At 67.1% G+C, this 12,593-nt stretch carries 15 protein-coding genes and 5 tRNA genes; 15 read left to right on the forward strand and 5 right to left on the reverse strand.

All coding sequences use genetic code 11. The features are described 5' to 3' along the window. Positions 1–21 precede the first annotated feature (21 nt). From ABFD52_03605 to ABFD52_03615, 3 genes are all read left to right on the forward strand, one after another. Complete coding sequence (locus ABFD52_03605; protein ID MEN6559846.1) at positions 22–450, forward strand: archease; 429 nt, start codon at positions 22–24, stop codon at positions 448–450. 7 nt (positions 451–457) lie between these two features. After that, positions 458–1,879 carry an RtcB family protein gene (locus ABFD52_03610; GenBank protein MEN6559847.1) on the forward strand — a complete coding sequence of 474 codons (1,422 nt, stop codon included), beginning with the start codon at positions 458–460 and terminating at the stop codon, positions 1,877–1,879. Positions 1,880–1,954: 75 nt separating this feature from the next. Continuing rightward, on the forward strand, positions 1,955–3,460 hold the full coding sequence (locus tag ABFD52_03615) for an FAD-dependent thymidylate synthase (protein ID MEN6559848.1): 1,506 nt from the start codon (positions 1,955–1,957) through the stop codon (positions 3,458–3,460). Positions 3,461–3,519: 59 nt separating this feature from the next. Here the strand turns inward: ABFD52_03615 and purN are convergent, their stop codons facing one another. From purN to purB, 5 genes are read right to left on the reverse strand one after another with little or no spacing between them, the layout of a single operon-like run. Then, positions 3,520–4,167, reverse strand: a complete 648-nt coding sequence (gene purN / locus ABFD52_03620) for a phosphoribosylglycinamide formyltransferase (protein ID MEN6559849.1) — start codon at positions 4,165–4,167, stop codon at positions 3,520–3,522. A gap of 8 nt (positions 4,168–4,175) precedes the next feature. Continuing rightward, positions 4,176–6,389, reverse strand: a complete 2,214-nt coding sequence (purL, locus tag ABFD52_03625) for a phosphoribosylformylglycinamidine synthase subunit PurL (GenBank protein MEN6559850.1) — start codon at positions 6,387–6,389, stop codon at positions 4,176–4,178. Beyond that, entirely contained in the window at positions 6,379–7,122 is a 744-nt protein-coding gene (gene purQ, locus ABFD52_03630; protein ID MEN6559851.1) for a phosphoribosylformylglycinamidine synthase subunit PurQ, read from the reverse strand. Before purQ ends, purL begins: the two co-directional genes overlap by 11 nt. 10 nt (positions 7,123–7,132) lie before the next feature. Further along, entirely contained in the window at positions 7,133–7,381 is a 249-nt protein-coding gene (purS, locus tag ABFD52_03635; GenBank protein MEN6559852.1) for a phosphoribosylformylglycinamidine synthase subunit PurS, read from the reverse strand. Further along, the gene (gene purB, locus ABFD52_03640) at positions 7,378–8,670 is read right to left on the reverse strand and encodes an adenylosuccinate lyase (GenBank protein ID MEN6559853.1); all 1,293 of its coding nucleotides are present in this window, start codon (positions 8,668–8,670) and stop codon (positions 7,378–7,380) included. The genes purS and purB overlap by 4 nt, the downstream gene beginning before the upstream one ends. Positions 8,671–8,979: 309 nt before the next feature. On the opposite strand from purB, the gene ABFD52_03645 reads away from it, so the two are divergent. The 12 genes from ABFD52_03645 to rplL all read left to right on the forward strand — a co-directional run bounded on the left by ABFD52_03645 (position 8,980) and on the right by rplL (position 12,583). After that, positions 8,980–9,052 (forward strand) — tRNA-Thr (locus ABFD52_03645). Positions 9,053–9,092: 40 nt separating this feature from the next. Further along, positions 9,093–9,175, forward strand: a tRNA-Tyr gene (locus ABFD52_03650). Positions 9,176–9,234: 59 nt separating this feature from the next. Beyond that, positions 9,235–9,307, forward strand: a tRNA-Gly gene (locus ABFD52_03655). An 18-nt stretch (positions 9,308–9,325) separates the two neighbouring features. Further along, positions 9,326–9,398 (forward strand) — tRNA-Thr (locus ABFD52_03660). Between the two features lie 46 nt (positions 9,399–9,444). Continuing rightward, a complete protein-coding gene (gene rpmG, locus ABFD52_03665; GenBank protein ID MEN6559854.1) occupies positions 9,445–9,594 on the forward strand; it encodes a 50S ribosomal protein L33 in 150 nt (49 codons plus the stop codon). Between the two features lie 9 nt (positions 9,595–9,603). Continuing rightward, positions 9,604–9,679: transfer RNA gene (locus tag ABFD52_03670), tRNA-Trp, on the forward strand. Between the two features lie 63 nt (positions 9,680–9,742). Continuing rightward, complete coding sequence (gene secE / locus ABFD52_03675) at positions 9,743–9,958, forward strand: preprotein translocase subunit SecE (protein MEN6559855.1); 216 nt, start codon at positions 9,743–9,745, stop codon at positions 9,956–9,958. Positions 9,959–9,974: 16 nt separating this feature from the next. Further along, the gene (nusG, locus tag ABFD52_03680) at positions 9,975–10,505 is read left to right on the forward strand and encodes a transcription termination/antitermination protein NusG (protein ID MEN6559856.1); all 531 of its coding nucleotides are present in this window, start codon (positions 9,975–9,977) and stop codon (positions 10,503–10,505) included. A gap of 10 nt (positions 10,506–10,515) precedes the next feature. Then, positions 10,516–10,947 (forward strand): 50S ribosomal protein L11, encoded by a 432-nt coding sequence (gene rplK, locus ABFD52_03685; GenBank protein ID MEN6559857.1) that lies wholly within the window; start codon positions 10,516–10,518, stop codon positions 10,945–10,947. Continuing rightward, positions 10,940–11,638 carry a 50S ribosomal protein L1 gene (gene rplA / locus ABFD52_03690; protein ID MEN6559858.1) on the forward strand — a complete coding sequence of 233 codons (699 nt, stop codon included), beginning with the start codon at positions 10,940–10,942 and terminating at the stop codon, positions 11,636–11,638. The genes rplK and rplA overlap by 8 nt, the downstream gene beginning before the upstream one ends. Before the next feature lie 11 nt (positions 11,639–11,649). Further along, a complete protein-coding gene (gene rplJ / locus ABFD52_03695) occupies positions 11,650–12,168 on the forward strand; it encodes a 50S ribosomal protein L10 (protein MEN6559859.1) in 519 nt (172 codons plus the stop codon). A gap of 28 nt (positions 12,169–12,196) precedes the next feature. Beyond that, positions 12,197–12,583 (forward strand): 50S ribosomal protein L7/L12, encoded by a 387-nt coding sequence (gene rplL / locus ABFD52_03700; GenBank protein ID MEN6559860.1) that lies wholly within the window; start codon positions 12,197–12,199, stop codon positions 12,581–12,583. Positions 12,584–12,593: the final 10 nt, after the last annotated feature.

Below are 12,593 nucleotides of genomic sequence, written 5' to 3' on the forward strand. Positions count from 1 at the left end.
CCCGGAGGGGGAGAGGCCGCGATGGAGACGGAACGCTACCGGATCCTGCCCCACACCGCCGACGGCAAGTTCCAGGCCTACGGCCGGACCCTCGGGGAGGCCTTCGGGAACGCGGCCCTGGCTCTGGCTTCCCTGATGTGGGATTGGCGCCGGGTCGAGCCCAAGGTCCGGCGCCGGGTCCGCGTCGACGGCATGGACCGGGAACAGCTGCTGGTCAAGTTCCTCGGCGAGATCGTCTTTCTTTTCGAAGCCCGCCGGTTCCTTCTCGGCCGGGTGGACGAGGTCGAGATCAGGCCCGGCTCCGGGCGCCTCAGCCTCGAAGCCGTCCTGGCCGGAGAGACCCTGTCCGCCCGCCACGAACTCCACGGCGGCGTCAAGGCGGTGACCTACCACGACCTCAGGATCGAGGAGCGCGGCGGCTTCACGGTCCAAGTTGTCGTGGACATGTGAGGCGGCCATGGACCTGCGCCGGATCGACGACAACACCTGGGAGATACCGGCCGAGGGCCCGATGCGGGTCCCGGCCGTCATCTACGCCTCGGCCCGCCTCCTCGACGACATCCGGCGGGACCAGACGCTGGTCCAGGCCCGCAACGTCGCCTGCCTGCCGGGCCTGGTCCGCCGGTCCTTCGTCATGCCCGACGCCCACCAGGGCTACGGCTTCCCGATCGGCGGCGTGGCCGCCTTCGACCCAGACGACGGGATCATCTCGCCGGGCGGCGTCGGCTACGACATCAACTGCGGCGTCCGCCTGCTCCGGACGGACTACACGGAGGCGGATGTCGGCGCCAGGCGCCGGGAGCTCCTGGCCGAGATATTCAAGGAAGTGCCGGCCGGGGTGGGCAAGGGCGGCGTGACCAGGCTCAGCCGGGCCGTGCTGCGCGATATCCTGGCCCGCGGGGCGGAGTGGGCCGTCGGGAACGGCTACGGCTGGGCCGAGGACCTGGAGCGGACCGAGGAGCGCGGCCGGATGAAGGACGCGTCCGTCGAGGACGTTTCCGAGCGGGCCCTGGAGCGGGGCGTCCCCCAGCTCGGGACGCTCGGCGCGGGCAACCATTTCCTGGAGATCCAGAAGGTCGACCGGATCTACGACCAGGAAGCGGCCCGGGCCTTCGGGGTCGCGGCCCCGGGCCAGATCATGGTCATGGTCCACTGCGGCAGCCGCGGCCTGGGCCACCAGGTGGCGACCGATTTCATCGAGATCATGGAGAACGCCTTCGGCGTGGCCGGGCTGCCCGACCGCGAGCTCGTCCACGCCCCGTTCACGTCGGCCGAGGGCCGGCGCTATTACCGGGCCATGTGCGCCGCGGTCAACTACGCCTTCGCCAACCGCCAGATGATCGCCCACTGGATCAGGGACGTCTTCGCCAGGGTCCTGGGCAGCGCCGAGGGCATGGACCAGGTCTACGACGTCTGCCACAACGTGGCCAAGGTCGAGGAGCACGAAGTCGACGGCCGGCCGCGGCGGCTCGTCGTCCACCGCAAGGGCGCGACGCGCAGCTTCGGGCCGGGCCGGCCCGAGGTCCCGGCGGCCTACCGGGCCGTCGGCCAGCCGGTCATCATCCCCGGCAGCATGGGCACGGCCTCGTTCCTCCTGGCCGGGACGAAGCAGGCCGAGGGCCTGAGCTTCGCCTCGACCGCCCACGGCGCCGGCCGGGTCATGTCGCGGCACGAGGCCCTGCGGCGCTTCCGCGGCGAGACGATCCGCGACGATCTGGCCCGGCGGGGCATCGAGCTCCGGTCGACGAACTGGAAGGGCGTCGCCGAGGAGGCGGCCGAGGCCTACAAGGACGTCGAGGAGGTCGTGCGCGTCTCGAACGAGGTCGGCCTGGGCCGCCTCGTCGCCAGGCTCCTGCCGCTCGGGGTCATGAAGGGCTGAGAGCGCGCCGCTGCGTCGCGCCCTCGGCTGATGTAGTTTGACAAAAACGGCGACGGACTCTAAGGTAGAGGGACCATGAAAGTGGTCCTGGCCGGATACAACGTCGACAGCGTCGTCCTCGACGAGCTCAAGCGGAATTCGCCGACGCGCCAGGACGCGACCCCCGAGACCCTGTCGGCCTCCTACGCCCGGATCTCGCGCGATCCGCGCCCGGTCGACGAGCTGCGGGCCGCGGCCCGGGCCGAGGTCGACCGGAGCCGGCGGTCCAACCAGGCCATCATCTTCAGGATGGGCCACCATTCGGTGGCCGAGCACGCCGTTTTCAACTTCGACGTCATCGGCGTCAGCCGGCTGGCCATCGAGGAGATCGAGCGCTTCCGGCTGATGTCCTTCACCGAAAAGTCCCAGCGCTACATCACGCTCGGCGAGGACTTCGTCGTCCCCGAGGAGGTCCGCCGGGCCGGACTCGAGGGCATTTTCACCGGCGCGGTCCGGGCCCAGAACGCCCTTTACCACAAGCTTTACGCCCGCCTCAAGCCCTTCGTCTTCGCCAAGCACGCCGGCGCCGCGGCCGACCCGCGCAACCACGCCGTCCTCGACGGCTGGGCCAAGGAGGACGCCCGTTATGTCGTCAGCCTGGCCACGGAAGGCCAGCTGGGGCTGACGGCCAACGCCCGCAGCCTCGAGCTCGTCATTCGCCGCTTCGCCGCCAAGGGGCTGGCCGAGCTCCGGGAACTCAACGCCCGGCTCTATGATCTGGCCAAGGAGGCCGCGCCCTCGATCATCCTGTTCACCGACCCAAGCCCGTTCGACGCCGAAACCTATGACGACTTGGCCGGGGCCGCGGCCGCCTGGGGGGAGCCCGGCCGGCGGCCGGCCCGTCGGCGCCGGGCCTCGGCGCCGGGCGTCGTCCTGGCCGGCGCTCCGGCCGACGGCGACCAGCGGGTCATCGCCGCCCTGCTCCATTCGGTCACCCGCTGGCCCTACCGGGAATGCCTGGACCGGGCCGGCCGGGCCAGGCCGGCGGCCCGCCGGGACATCGTCCGCCGGGCCCTGGCCCGGATGGAGTTCTACGATTTCCCGCCCCGGGAATTCGAGCACGCCGATCTCGTCTACGATCTCGTCCTGTCGGCCTCCTGCTTCGCCCAGCTCAAACGGCATCGCATGGCCACGCTGACCTGGCAGCGCTACGATCCCGGCCTGGGCGTCACCGTCCCGCCGTCGGTCCGCGAGGCCGGGGGCGAAAAGGATTTCCTGGAGGTCATCGACCGGACGAACGAGACCCACGCCCGGCTGGAGAAGGAGATCGGGCCGGCCGCCGATTACGTCCTGACCAACGCCCACCGGCGCCGGGCCCTGCTCAAGCTCAACGTCCGGGAGCTCTACCACGTCTCGCGCCTGCGCCAGGATGAGTCGGCCCAGTGGGAGATCCGCGGCCTCGCGGCCGCGATGTCCCGCCAGGCCGCCCGGGTCATGCCGCTGGCCTGTCTCCTGATCGGCGGCAAGGACGCCTATCCGGGGATCTACGCCAAGGTCTTCGGCCGTCCGCCGAAGATGGTCCCGCCCCGGATCCTGAAGTAGGCGTCCCGGCCGTCGGCGCGGAGGGGAGGGATGGAGCGGCCGTGCCGGACCGGGGCGCGTCAGGCCCCGGGCCCGAGGATGAACACGCGGCGGCCCCGGACCTCGAGCCGGCCCTCGAAATAGAGCTTGACGGACTCGGGATAGATCTTGTGCTCCTCGACGAGGATGCGGGCCGCCAGCGTCTCCTCCGTGTCGTCCTGGAGCACCGGGACGCAGGCCTGGAGGATGATCGGGCCCATGTCGACCTCGGCGGCCACGAAGTGGACCGTGCAGCCCGAGAAGCGGACGCCCCAATCGATAGCCCTCTGCTGGACATGGAGGCCGGGAAAGGCGGGGAGGAGGGCCGGGTGGATGTTGAAGATGCGGTTCCTGAAGGCGTCGCACAGGGCCGGCGTCAGGACCCGCATGTAGCCGGCCAGGCAGACGAGGTCGATCCGCCGCTTCTCGACCTCGGCGATGATCGCCCGGTCGTAGTCTTCGCGGGAAGCGAAGAGCTTGGGATCGAGGAAGAGGGTCTCGAGCCCCCATTCCCGGGCCTTGAGCAGGCCCGGGGCGTCGGCCTTGTTGCTAAGGACCAGGGCGATCTCGGCGTTGACGGCGCCGCGGGCCGCGGCCTCGCGGATGGCCATGAAGTTCGAGCCCCGGCCGGACAGCAGGACGGCGACGCGGCCCTTCTTGCGCGGGCTGCGGAAGACGGCTTCGTCCATGGCGCCCCCTAGGTCCGGACCTTGAAATAGGCCGGCAGGCTGTCCTTCCAGGCATGGAAGGCCGCGTCGACCGAAATATGCAGGATCTCCCGTCCCCGCCGGCTGACGATCAGGGCCGTCCCGCCGGCGCGGCCGATGGCCCGGGCCGGCACGCCGCGTCCCTCGGCCATCTCCAGGAACCGGGCCAGATCGGCCTTCCGGCAGGTGACCAGGACGCGGGACTGGGTCTCGCTGAAGAGGAGGACGTCGTCCCGCATCCCGCCGCCGTCGAGCTCGACGGCGCAGCCGATCCGGCCGTCGCCGTGGAACGCGCATTCGGCCAGGGCCACGGCCAGCCCGCCCTCCGCGAGGTCGTGGGCCGAACGGACGAGCCCGGCCTCGATGGCCTCGAGCAGGAACTCCTGGTGGCGCTTTTCCCGTTCGAGGTCGATCGCCGGCGGCGCGCCGGCCTCGAGGCCGTGGACGGCCCGGAGGTATTCCGAGCCGCCGAGCTCGCCGAGCGTCTCGCCGACCAGCACCACGGCGTCGCCGGCGGCCCGGAAGCCCGGCCGGACGGCCCGGCCGACGTCGTCGATGAGGCCGACGACGCCCAGGACCGGGGTCGGATGGATGGACAGCCCCTCGGTGTCGTTATAGAAGCTGACGTTGCCGCCGGTGACCGGGATGGCGAAGGTCCGGCAGGCCTCGGCGATGCCGTTGACGGCCTGCTCGAACTGGCCCATGACCTCGGGCTTCTCGGGATTGCCGAAGTTCAGGCAGTTGGTGACGCCGATCGGCCGGGCGCCGACGCAGGCCAGGTTGCGGCAAGCCTCGGCCACGGCGATCCGGGCCCCGGTCCGGGGGTCGAGCCGGGTGTAGAGCCCGTTGCCGTCCAGGGTCATGGCCAGAGCCTTCTTCGAGCCCTTGATGCGGAGCACGGCCGCGTCGGCCCCGGGCAGGAAGACCGTGTTGACCTGGACCATGTGATCGTACTGGCGGAAGATCCACTCCTTGTCGGCGACGGTGGGCGAGGCCAGGACCGTGAGCAGGGCCTGATTGAGGTCGCCGGGCGCGGCCAGCGTCTCGAGCGGCGGAAGGGGCGGGGGAGGGGCGGGCGCGGCGATGGGCCGGTTGTAGGCCGGGCAGAGGTTGACCACGGCGTCGACCGGGATGTCGACGACGACCTCGCCCTTGAACGAGATGCGGGCCCGGCCGCCCTCGACGACCTCGCCGACGACCGGCGCGTCGAGGTCCCACTTGGCGAAGGCCGCCTGGACGGCGGCGACCTTCCCGGGCTCGGCCACGATGAGCATGCGCTCCTGCGACTCCGAGAGCAGGATCTCGTAGGGGGTCATGCCGCTTTCGCGCTGGGGCACCTTGTCGAGGTCGAGGACGACGCCCATGCCGCCCTTGGCCGCCATCTCGGTCGTCGAGCAGGTCAGGCCGGCCGCGCCCATGTCCTGGATGCCGACGATGAGGTCGCGGTCCATGACCTCGAGGCAGGCCTCGACCAGGAGCTTTTCCTTGAACGGGTCGCCGACCTGGACGTTGGGGCGCTTCTGCTCCGTGTCCTTGCCGAACTCGGCCGAGGCCATGGTCGCGCCGTGGATGCCGTCGCGGCCGGTCTTGGCCCCGACGTAGAGGACCTTGTTGCCGGCCCCCTCGGCCTTGGCGTAGAAGATCTTGTCCTTGTCGGCCAGGCCGAGGCAGAAGACGTTGACCAGCGGGTTGAGGGCGTAGCAGGGATCGAAATAGACCTCGCCGCCGACGGTCGGGACGCCGATCGAGTTGCCGTAGCCGGCGATGCCGGAAACGACGCCCTCCATGATCGAGCGGTTCTTCGGGTCGTCGGGCGGGCCGAAGCGCAGCGAGTCCAGGACGGCGATCGGCCGGGCGCCCATGGTGAAGATGTCCCGGAGGATGCCGCCGACGCCCGTGGCCGCGCCCTGGTAGGGCTCGATGTACGACGGGTGGTTGTGGGACTCGATCTTGAAGACGACGACCTGGCCGTCGCCGATGTCCAGGACGCCGGCGTTCTCGCCGGGCCCCTGGACGACGTGCTTGCCATCGGTCGGGAACTTCTTGAGATGGACGCGCGAGCTCTTGTAGCCGCAGTGCTCGGACCACATGACCGAGAAGATGCCGAGCTCGGTCAGGTTCGGCTCCTTGCCGATCAGCTCGACGATGAGCTTGTACTCGTCTTCGGTCAGGTTATGCCGGTCGAGGACGGATTTATCGATCATGGCGGACCTTCTTGCGGGGGGCGGGGCGCCGGGCCGGCCGGCCCCGCTCGATGCTGAGGATGAGGGACTCGAAGATCGTCCGGCCGTCCCGGCTGCCGAGCAGGGACTCCGCGGCCCGCTCCGGGTGGGGCATCAGGCCGAGGACGTTGCCCTCCCTGTTCCGGATGCCGGCGATGTTGCCGAGGGAGCCGTTGATGTTGGCCTCGGCGGTGACGTTGCCGCCGGGATCGCAGTAGCGGAAAACGACCTGGCCGTTCCGCTCGATCTCGGCCAGCGTCCGGGCCGGGGCGTAGTAGTTGCCGTCGAAGTGGGCGATGGGGATGCGCAGGACCTGGCCCTTTCGTCCGGCCCGGGTGAAGTCCGTCCGGGCGTCCTCGATCCGGACGTGGACGTGCTGGCAGAGGAACTTGAGGTTCTTGTTCCGGAGCATGGCCCCGGGCAGGAGGCCGAGCTCGAGCAGGATCTGGAAGCCGTTGCAGATGCCCAGGACGCGGCCGCCGCCGCGGGCGAAGGCCTTGACCTCCTGCATGAGCGGGGAGAAGCGGGCGATGGCCCCCGAGCGGAGGTAGTCGCCGTAGGAGAACCCGCCCGGCAGGACGACGCAGTCGACGCCCTGGAGGTCGTGGTCCTTGTGCCAGAGCATGACCGTCGGGCGCTTCATCACGTCCTTCAGGGCGTGGAGCGCGTCGAAGTCGCAGTTGGAGCCGGGGAATTGGACGACGCCGAACTTCATGGCAGCGACCTCAGCGGCCCTTGATGATTTCCCAATCGAACTTCTCGATGATGGGATTGGCCAGGACCCGGCGGGAGATCTCGGGGACCAGGTCCTCGGCCTCCTTCCGGGTGACGCCTTCGAGGTCGAGCTCGAAGACCTTGCCCTGGCGGACGTCCGTGACCGCGGCGTAGCCCATCGTGTGGAGAGCGTTCTTGACGGTCTGGCCCTGGGGGTCGAGGACGCTGTCCTTGAACGAAACGAGGATCCGTACTTTCATCGGAGAACCCTTTCGAAGATGTAGTCGATCTTGGCGAGATACGGGTCGAGCGCGAAGCAGGCGGCCGTCTCCTTCGGGCCGAGGACCTTGGCGACGTCGGGGTCGGCCGCGACGAGGGCCCGGAAGTCGAGGTTCTCGTTCCAGGCCTTGAGGCTGTTGCGCTGGACGATCTGGTAGGCCGCCTCGCGGCTCAGGCCCTTCCGGGTCAGGGCCAGGAGAACGCTCTGGGAGAAGATGAGGCCCCGCGTGGCGTCGATGTTGGCCCGCATGCGCTCGGGGTGGACGACCCAGTGGGCGACGATGTCGGCGGCGTCGGCCAGCAGGAAATCGGCGGCGATGAACGAATCCGGGAAGACGATCCGCTCGGCCGAGGAGTGGGAGATGTCGCGCTCATGCCAGAGGACCATGTTCTCGAGGCCCACCCCGGCGTTGGCCCGGACGACCCGGGCCAGGCCCGAGATCCGCTCGGAGCGGACGGGGTTCTTCTTGTGGGGCATGGACGACGAGCCCTTCTGGCCCTTGGTGAACGGCTCCTCGAGCTCGAGGACCTCGGTCCGCTGGAGGTGGCGGACCTCGACCGCGATCTTCTCGACGGTCGTGGCCAGGAGGGCCAAGGCCGAGAGGACCTCGGCGTGGCGGTCGCGCTGGAGGACCTGGGTCGAGACCCTGGCCGGCTCGAGGCCGAGCTTCCTGAGGGCGATGACCTCGACGCGGGGATCGAGGTGGATGAACGTGCCCACCGAGCCGGAGATGCGGCCGACGGAGATCGTCTTCAGGGCGTGCTCGAGGCGGTCGATGTGGCGGCCGACCTCCTCGTACCAGACGAGGATCTTGAAGCCGAAGGTGATCGGCTCGGCGTGGACGCCGTGGGTGCGTCCGATGCAGACGGTCTTGCGGTGCTTGACGGCCTGGCGCTTGAGCAGGCGGTGGAAGGCCCGCAGGTCGGCCAGCAGCTTTTCGAGCGATTCCTTGATGAGGAGCGACAGGGCCGTGTCGACGACGTCGTAGGAGGTCAGCCCGAGGTGGATGTGGCGCGAGGCGGGGCCGACCTTCTCGGCGACAGAGGTCAGGAAGGCGATGATGTCGTGCTTGACGACCTTCTCGATCTCGTCGATGCGCTTGACGGAGAAGCCGGCCTTGCCCCGGATGACGCGCAGGTCGGCCTGGGGGATCTTCCCCAGGCGGGCCCAGGCCTCGCAGACGGCCAGTTCGACGTCGAGCCAGCGGCGGTACCTGTTCTCCTCGGTCCAGATCGCCCCCATGACCGGGCGGGTATAGCGTTCGATCATCTCGATACAGCCTTTCTTGGAATGGTCGGATGATAGCACAAAAACGGGGGACACGGAACCGGTTCCCCGCAAAAACCGGGCGCGGGCCGCGTTCCGGCCCTATCCGCGGCGCCGGCCGAAAAGAAGCCCTTGACAAGCCCCCTGATTTCCTCTAGCATAGCTCTCGGTCGTTCTATATATTTCAGATTAAATCTCTGAATAAAAAGAACACTTTCGAGCTCGAGAAGAGAGGTTTTGTTCATTTTTAGCTTCGTCTTCTCGGCATTTCCCCCGATTTAGCAGGTGAGCGGCGAGACGAGTGGAGGGAACGCCAGCGTAGCTCAGCAGGTAGAGCGGCTGATTTGTAATCAGCGGGTCAGGGGTTCGAATCCCTTCGCTGGCTTAGACGGGCGATCGAAGGCGAGAACGATGTACCATAATGCGGGCAGGTTCCAGAGTGGCCAAATGGGACGGGCTGTAAACCCGTTGCGGAAACGCTTCGGAGGTTCGAATCCTTCCCTGCCCATTTTCCTCTGCTTCTTAACGGATCGGGACGGCTGCGGATCTATGAAGAGGCCGGGGGGCGCGGGAATAGCTCAGTTGGTAGAGCGTCAGCCTTCCAAGCTGAACGTCGCGGGTTCGAATCCCGTTTCCCGCTCTTTTTCGAGGTTGCCGGGCCCAAGTAGCTCAGTTGGTAGAGCACGTCCTTGGTAAGGACGGGGTCACCAGTTCAATTCTGGTCTTGGGCTCTCTTATGATTCCGATAAAGGCCCGCCGGGGCCGGGAAGGACCGATATGCGAGAGATCATCACGCTCCAGTGCGGCGAGTGCAAGAGGCGCAACTACAGCACGACCAGGAACAAGAAGAAGCAGACGGAAAAGCTCGAGACGAACAAGTACTGCCCGGCCTGCCGGAAGCACACGGCCCACAAGGAATCCAAGTAACAGGACGACAGGTGAGTAGCTCAATTGGTAGAGCAGCGGTCTCCAAAACCGCAGGTTGCGGGTTCGAGCCCTGCCTCACCTGCCATGATCGCTCCCGGAGGAGGGGAGGCCGGGCCTGACGGCCCGGGTTTCCGAAAGAGAGACCCCCATGAGTGAGACGAAGCTTCGCTGGTACAAGCGGTTCTGGAATTTCCTCAAGGACGTCTGGGCCGAGCTCAAGCGGGTGACCTGGCCGTCCAAGAACGAGGTCGTCAACACGACCATCGTCGTCATCGCCGCCACGATCTTCTTCGGATTCTACCTGTTCTTCATGGACGTCATCTTCGCCTGGCTCCTCAATCAGGTCAAGAACCTCTTCGGGTGAGGCAAGGATTCGGACGATGGCAAAGAACTGGTTTGTCGTTCACACCTACTCGGGCTTCGAGAAGTTCGTGGCCGAGTCGATCCGGCAGAAGGCCATCGAATGCCACCTCGAGGACCAGGTCGGGCAGATCATCATCCCGACCGAGGACGTCATCGAGATCCGGGCCGGCAAGAAGGTCGTCTCGACCAAGCGCTCCTATCCCGGCTACATCCTCGTCGAGATGGAGATGAACGACGAGAACTGGCTCATGATCCGGCAGGTCCCGAAAGTGACGGGCTTCGTCGGCTCGGGCCGGACGCCGACCCCCCTGAGCAAGAAGGAGGTCGGCCAGATCGTCGAGCACATGGAGACGACCTCGGAGAAGCCCAAGCCCAAGCATTCGTTCGAGAAGGGCGAGGCCGTCCGCATCATCGACGGCCCGTTCTTCAACTTCAACGGGATCGTCGAAGAGGTCCACCCCGAGCGCAGCACGCTCAAGGTCCTGGTCACCATCTTCGGCCGGTCGACCCCGGTCGAGCTCGAGTTCCTGCAGGTGGAAAAGCTTTAGGAGGCCGTTCATGTCGAAAGAAGTCGTCGCCAAGATCAAGCTGGAGATCGTCGCCGGGCAGGCCAGCCCCGCGCCCCCCGTCGGGCCGGCCCTGGGCCAGCACGGCGTCAACATCATGGGCTTCGTCCGGGAGTTCAACGACCGGACGAAGAAGATGGACGAGGGCACGGTCGTCCCCGTCCTCATCACCGTCTTCAAGGACAAGTCGTTCAACTTCGTCGTCAAGACCCCTCCCGCCTCGTACCTCCTGAAGAAGGCGGCCGGCATCGCCAAGGGCTCCGGCACGCCGAACAAGGAGAAGGTGGGCAAGGTCACCGCGAAGCAGATCGAGGAGATCGCCAGGATCAAGCTGGCCGACCTCAACGCCTACGACGTCGAGGCGGCCAAGAAGATCATCGAGGGCACGGCCCGCAACATGGGACTGGAGATCATCAGTGAGTAAGCACGGCAAGAACACCATCAAGGCCCGCGAGGTCAAGGGGACCGAGGCCCGGACGTACACCCTCGAGGAGGCCGTCGGCCTGCTCAAGAAAGCCCACTTCGCCAAGTTCGACGAATCGGTCGACATGGACATCCGGCTGGGGGTCAATCCCAAGTATTCCGACCAGATGGTCCGCGGCACGGTCGTCCTGCCCCACGGCACGGGCAAGACCAAGAAGATCTGCGTCATCGCCGCGGGCGAGAAGATCAAGGAGGCCGAGGAGGCCGGGGCCGATTACTTCGGCGGCGACGACATCATCGAGAAGATCGCCGGCGGCTGGATCGACTTCGACGTCGTCATCGCCACGCCCGACGTCATGCGCGGCGTCGGCAAGCTCGGCCGCATCCTGGGGACCAAGGGCCTCATGCCCAATCCCAAGTCCGGCACGGTCACCTTCGACGTCCGCAAGGCCGTCGAGGAGACCAAGGCCGGCAAGGTCGAGTTCCGGGTCGACAAGACGAGCATCGTCCACTCCACGGTCGGCAAGGTCTCCTTCCCCGAGGCCAAGCTGGTCGACAACCTGAAGACCTTCATCCAGGCCATCGTCCACGCCAAGCCGCCGGCCGCCAAGGGCAAGTACATCAAGACGATGTTCGTGTCCTCGACCATGGGCCCGTCCTTCCGGATCGCCGAGGACATTCTCGAGAGCTAGAGGAGAGCGCCGTGAAGAAGGAAGCCAAGATCCCCGTCGTCGAGACGCTCGGGCGCCTGTTCGAGACGAACGACACCTATTACCTGATCGATTTCAAGCGGATGAAGGTGGCCCAGGCCGTCGAGCTGCGCAAGACCCTGCGCAAGGCCGGCTACGCCTACAAGGTCATCAAGAACCGGCTGGCCCTGCGGGCCCTGGGCGAGAAGTGCCCCGAGGCCCTGCGGCCGGTCTTCCAGAAGCCGACGGCCGTCGCCTTCGCCGACAAGGACCCCATCGCCCTGGCCAAAATCCTCAAGGACTTCTCCAACCAGGGCAAGGTCCTGGCCGTCAAGGGCGGCCAGATCGAGGGCCGGATCATGCCCTCGGAGAGGTTCGACGAGGTCACCAAGCTCGGCTCCCGCCGGGAGCTGCTGGGCAAGGTGGGCTATCTCATGGCCAACCCGCTGCACCGGCTCATGCGGACCCTCCAGGCGCCCCTGGGCAACCTGGGGATCCTGCTCAGCGAGCTGAAGAAGACGAAAAACACCTGAAATCTCATATTATTAAGGAGAGCGTGACATGGAAAAACTCACCAAGGAACAGTTCTTCGCCCACCTGGACAGCCTGACGATCCTCGAGCTTGCGGACTACATCAAGGAGTTCGAGAGCCGGTACGGCATCAGCGCCGCCGCCGCCGCCCCGGTCATGATGGCCGGCGCCGCCCCCGCCGCCGAAGCCGCCAAGGCCGAAGAGAAGACCGAGTTCACGGCCGTGCTCAAGTCGGTCGGCGACAAGAAGATCAACGTCATCAAGGTCGTCCGCGAGGTCACGAACCTCGGGCTCAAGGAAGCCAAGGACCTCGTCGACGGCGCCCCCAAGCCGCTCAAGGAAGCCGTGAGCAAGGAAGAGGCCGAGGCCATCAAGGCCAAGTTCGCCGAAGTCGGAGCCGTCATCGAGATCCAGTAAGTGACCTATT

The sequence above is a fragment of the Acidobacteriota bacterium genome (genome assembly GCA_039683095.1).
Taxonomy (GTDB): Bacteria; Acidobacteriota; Aminicenantia; order Aminicenantales; family Saccharicenantaceae; genus RBG-16-66-30.

What these genes read in the sequence shown, in the direction of transcription:
- rplK (MEN6559857.1), top strand. Translation starts at nt 10,516, where the DNA reads ATGTCGAAAGAAGTCGTCGCCAAGATCAAGCTGGAGATCGTCGCCGGG.
- purQ (MEN6559851.1), bottom strand. Translation starts at nt 7,122, where the DNA reads ATGAAGTTCGGCGTCGTCCAATTCCCCGGCTCCAACTGCGACTTCGAC.
- ABFD52_03605 (MEN6559846.1), top strand. Translation starts at nt 22, where the DNA reads ATGGAGACGGAACGCTACCGGATCCTGCCCCACACCGCCGACGGCAAG.
- rplL (MEN6559860.1), top strand. Translation starts at nt 12,197, where the DNA reads ATGGAAAAACTCACCAAGGAACAGTTCTTCGCCCACCTGGACAGCCTG.
- ABFD52_03615 (MEN6559848.1), top strand. Translation starts at nt 1,955, where the DNA reads ATGAAAGTGGTCCTGGCCGGATACAACGTCGACAGCGTCGTCCTCGAC.
- purB (MEN6559853.1), bottom strand. Translation starts at nt 8,670, where the DNA reads ATGATCGAACGCTATACCCGCCCGGTCATGGGGGCGATCTGGACCGAG.
- ABFD52_03610 (MEN6559847.1), top strand. Translation starts at nt 458, where the DNA reads ATGGACCTGCGCCGGATCGACGACAACACCTGGGAGATACCGGCCGAG.
- purS (MEN6559852.1), bottom strand. Translation starts at nt 7,381, where the DNA reads ATGAAAGTACGGATCCTCGTTTCGTTCAAGGACAGCGTCCTCGACCCC.
- purN (MEN6559849.1), bottom strand. Translation starts at nt 4,167, where the DNA reads ATGGACGAAGCCGTCTTCCGCAGCCCGCGCAAGAAGGGCCGCGTCGCC.
- nusG (MEN6559856.1), top strand. Translation starts at nt 9,975, where the DNA reads ATGGCAAAGAACTGGTTTGTCGTTCACACCTACTCGGGCTTCGAGAAG.
- purL (MEN6559850.1), bottom strand. Translation starts at nt 6,389, where the DNA reads ATGATCGATAAATCCGTCCTCGACCGGCATAACCTGACCGAAGACGAG.
- secE (MEN6559855.1), top strand. Translation starts at nt 9,743, where the DNA reads ATGAGTGAGACGAAGCTTCGCTGGTACAAGCGGTTCTGGAATTTCCTC.
- rpmG (MEN6559854.1), top strand. Translation starts at nt 9,445, where the DNA reads ATGCGAGAGATCATCACGCTCCAGTGCGGCGAGTGCAAGAGGCGCAAC.